Genomic DNA, 3,664 nt, shown 5'->3' with positions numbered 1-3,664 from the left:
ATTGCAAAAATCAGCATAAGGCGCATAGCGAGGTGTTGTGGGCGCCTTGATTTTGGACCGTAGTATCTTGGCATCAACGGATCGATCCACAGATTAAATGCGGTCTTGTGTAGGAGGAAAATTGGGAAGGAGAACATGCCCACCTTCTTCCCAATTGCTGTGACGTAGCGGTCTAAGATAATTTGGTCGAGGAGCGCAAATACAGTGGCGACCAACCCAGCGGCCACAAGCGTTGAGAGTGCCGATGCAAATTCAGGTGAGATTCTAACTGAGGCTCCGAGAAACGTAACGCTACCTGTTATATTGGAAAAAAACGCTAAAATGGTGGTCAACAGGAACAGCCTTGATGACACTCTTGCCTGTCGCCGGCTGATTTCATTCCGCTGTTCGGCAATGCCGTCCAAAAACTTTTCCGATAGAAAATGGCTTCCCATCTTTCCATCAATGTAGTTCTCCAGCGTTAGCGCCGACCTCTCGATCAACGATAATTTCATGGTAATCCCTCGGCCATTGATGGACTAATCGGCTGAATGGCCGTTTCTATCATCAGCCAGTCTTAGGATGGAGTGCTCTGGTTCGAAGGTGGCGATGTAACATATCGAGGGTCAACGGTTATGTTGATCACAGGCGCCACAACATTGTTGTTGTGGACAAAGGCTGATGCGCCGGCCAAACCCCTCATCATGTTTGCCTGTCGGACCATCGAGCCCAGCATGAACAAATCCACAATCTGTCCAATCCCAAGCAGTCCAAACGTCAGAAGCCACAAGATTCCAGAGCCGGTTCGCCCTGTGTAGAAACGGTGGAGTCCGCAAACGAGGAAAAAACCACCGCACCAAAGTATGAATGCAACGACGCCCGATTTCATCTTTATCCCCCCAAAGCTGTCGGACAATAGCTCATATTGAGGATTTAGAAAGACCACATGTGCAGAGCTTTGCAGGCCAGCGGGCGGCCGGGCGGGGGAGCGAGTAGTCAGTAGGATTGCTTAGCAGGAATAACTCCTAGGACGAACGATTGCCCTATTTTTCGGAGCCCTTGGCCACTGCTTGCAACCGGCTCTTCAGGCCCTCTCGCAAAGACCTCATATTGTCGTAAAAAATTATCGGGTAGTCCTTGATGTCGAACTCGATCTTAGTCCCTTGTTTGGCTAGGAAAATAGGTATCTTTCCAATCCCCTGCGCATATCCTGCTTCGTAAAATACATTTGGCCTAGCGCCGGTCACATCGACAATGACGAACTGCGCAACTCGAATCGCTTCGAATATGCGATCGGTAATTCGTGTGTTCGATTCTTGATCGTCTATCCGTTCCGCCTCGATACCCAAATCTTTTGCCGCAATTTTTATTGCGTCCAGAACGTCGTCTAAATCCCTATTGGAAGGGTCGATCGACATGGCTACAAATGCATAACCAGCCCGCAATTCGTCCTTTGCAATTTCTATGTTCGTGATCACTTTGCTAAAGACCCCGTCTTGGATCGATCCTATCGCAACGTCGATTGAATCGAGAATTGGAGCTATGACGTCCATGCCGTACGGAGGATCGAATATACCGTCAAATGGGTCAAAATCTCGCTGAATCAATCCGCCGATGGCGGGAGGAGGTGCGATAGTATAGGTGTGATGTGCGCCAGCCTCAATAATAATTCTTCGGATAGATGACTTCTTTTGGTTTATAGCGCTTCGACGTGCGGTGCTTGGCATGATCTTATAATCTCGAAGCATCAACGCAAACTCTTTTAGTCTTTGGATTTTCATCTCGTCCGAGCTGGATTCTTCGAATTTGTCGGTTGCCATTTTGGGCTTATGTTGCCGTATGTTTGAGTATGCTGACGATTTCTCGCAAAACATTAGCGGTAGTAGCGTTTGAATTTCGGTGACGACATACATGTCTTCTGAAAAAAGACACGGGCAACGGTGGCAGCGTTAGATTCGTCGAGCGCAAATCGGCCATTGGCATCTTGAAAATGGTAGTCGGATTCGTGTCCGTCGGACCAGATGACCGTCACATCGTAGCCGGCGGTCTTCGGGTCGTATGTTTCGCAGGTTGACTGAACCAAGTGCGTCGCAACGCCGTACCTGACTTTGCCATAAAATCCTCGGAGACCCTCTCCATCCATTGCGGTAGGTTTCCCGACTATTTTGACATCAGTCTCATCGGCTTGTGCCAACGACACTGAAATGACTGACATTAAAATCGATAAAAGCAGCGTGGAATTGCGCACGTTGTTCCCCCTCATTTGGCTATCAGGATCGATACCAAGGCAGATACCGATCGACGTATACTATCTGCATGCGTTATCGATTCAGCAGGTGGTGAGCAACGGATAATAGGAGGGGCGAAATGAAGATCTTTCTTTATGCTCTGGCTTTGACGTTCATGGCTACAAGCGCCATGGCGGGTGGGAGCTATCTTTCTACTGTCATGAAGGGTTCGAAAGGTCCGGAAAAATACACCGCCACCATCATCTCCAAGAAGGCTTTCTCAGCGGAGGAAAGCCAAGGCTACAAGGTTGTTTCGAAGATCAAGTTCGATACCGGCCAATCGTATTTGCTTCGACAGTCGGTCGATTGTTCCTTCCCGTCTGTGGTTGACGATGAGACGGGGCAGGCCGTCGAAATTCATGTTGGTCGAAAGGGCGGTTTGGCATTTGACCAACAGTATGCCGTGTTTTACGCCGTGTGTTTGAACAAGAAGTACAAACCCACGCTTGGTTAGGCGGGGCCGCATTCAAAAACGTTCTTGATCAAGGCCGAGTTGAGTGCTTGAGGCCTTCATAAAAATTATGAAGGCCAAAGCCGGCCTTGTCTCGGAATTCTTGCTCCGCCGCCTTTAGCTGTTCAGAGACAGGTCGGTAGTCCTTGATCTTATCAATCGCATAAAGGCACCCAGCGACCAACGTTGCCGCTGCGCCGATCCCGCTCTGGAGTTGGGATAGAAGGCCGGTTAGTCCAGCTCCACCTCCACTTCCGGTCAAAGCAACTACCTTTGCAACCTCACATTTGATTTGAAAGCCAAGGCTTTTCCGTTCCTGCTCCAGTTCCTCGGCCTCTTTCCGATATGCCAAGACACTCGCTTGCGCATGCTGTTGGAAATCTTCCGCATCGCCTATTTCGGCTGAAATGGCAGCGATCGACTGTAGCATTTCGTCCCTAGCGGCAGCCTGATGACCCCACGCACGAGAGCGCAGTTTCAAGACTTCCTCGACGGGCATAGCCGCTAGCACCGTCTCGTCAATGTACTCGCTATGAGCTATTCGCATCACCTGTGAACGTGTAGCCCAAAACGGATCAAATTCCGTGACAGCGTCCATCACCTTGTTGGCTCGACTGGCAATCCGGGCAGCGATTTTTCCCGTCGATGCGTGTCCGAAAAAGGGAACCATTCGTCGTGATGCGCAGAAGCCAATTGTCTTCATCGCCGATGCTATTCTCGCACGGCCAATGCGGGAATATTCCTCTCGAAGATTCTCTCGATTTAGGGGACGCTGAATCGGCGCAATCGCCGGATCGTTGTTGATTCCTCCGTCAGCGGCAGACTGGATAGCCAGTTCCTGAACAATCTCATCCGGCAAAGAGAAAAGCCATTTGTCGCCTTCCAGTGCTGTGGAAACTACGTCTTCGTCCCGTGCGATGTTTCGAAAGGCCCACAGAAGGAATCG

General features: G+C 50.1%; 6 protein-coding genes. 1 reads left to right on the top strand and 5 read right to left on the bottom strand.

All coding sequences use genetic code 11. The features are described from left to right. The 4 genes from EOB49_RS33160 to EOB49_RS33145 form a co-directional block, all read right to left on the bottom strand. The coding region (locus EOB49_RS33160; RefSeq protein ID WP_164781905.1) for a hypothetical protein at positions 1-494 on the bottom strand (494 nt) is incomplete at its 3' end. A 62-nt stretch (positions 495-556) separates the two neighbouring features. Continuing rightward, complete coding sequence (locus EOB49_RS33155; protein ID WP_127383438.1) at positions 557-868, bottom strand: TM2 domain-containing protein; 312 nt, start codon at positions 866-868, stop codon at positions 557-559. Positions 869-1,022: 154 nt separating this feature from the next. Continuing rightward, a complete protein-coding gene (locus EOB49_RS33150; protein ID WP_127383437.1) occupies positions 1,023-1,799 on the bottom strand; it encodes a hypothetical protein in 777 nt (258 codons plus the stop codon). Positions 1,800-1,852: 53 nt separating this feature from the next. Next, on the bottom strand, positions 1,853-2,227 hold the full coding sequence (locus EOB49_RS33145; RefSeq protein ID WP_127383436.1) for a hypothetical protein: 375 nt from the start codon (positions 2,225-2,227) through the stop codon (positions 1,853-1,855). A 119-nt stretch (positions 2,228-2,346) separates the two neighbouring features. On the opposite strand from EOB49_RS33145, the gene EOB49_RS33140 reads away from it, so the two are divergent. Next, on the top strand, positions 2,347-2,721 hold the full coding sequence (locus tag EOB49_RS33140; protein ID WP_127383435.1) for a hypothetical protein: 375 nt from the start codon (positions 2,347-2,349) through the stop codon (positions 2,719-2,721). 28 nt (positions 2,722-2,749) lie between these two features. Here the strand turns inward: EOB49_RS33140 and EOB49_RS33135 are convergent. Further along, positions 2,750-3,664: hypothetical protein (locus EOB49_RS33135; protein ID WP_164781904.1), on the bottom strand; the 915-nt coding region annotated here is incomplete at its 5' end.

The sequence above is a fragment of the Mesorhizobium sp. M7A.F.Ca.MR.148.00.0.0 genome (assembly GCF_003997735.1).
Taxonomy (GTDB): domain Bacteria; phylum Pseudomonadota; class Alphaproteobacteria; order Rhizobiales; family Rhizobiaceae; genus Mesorhizobium.
Note: the sequence above shows the minus strand (reverse complement) of the source record. Positions and strands in the feature narration are given on the sequence as shown.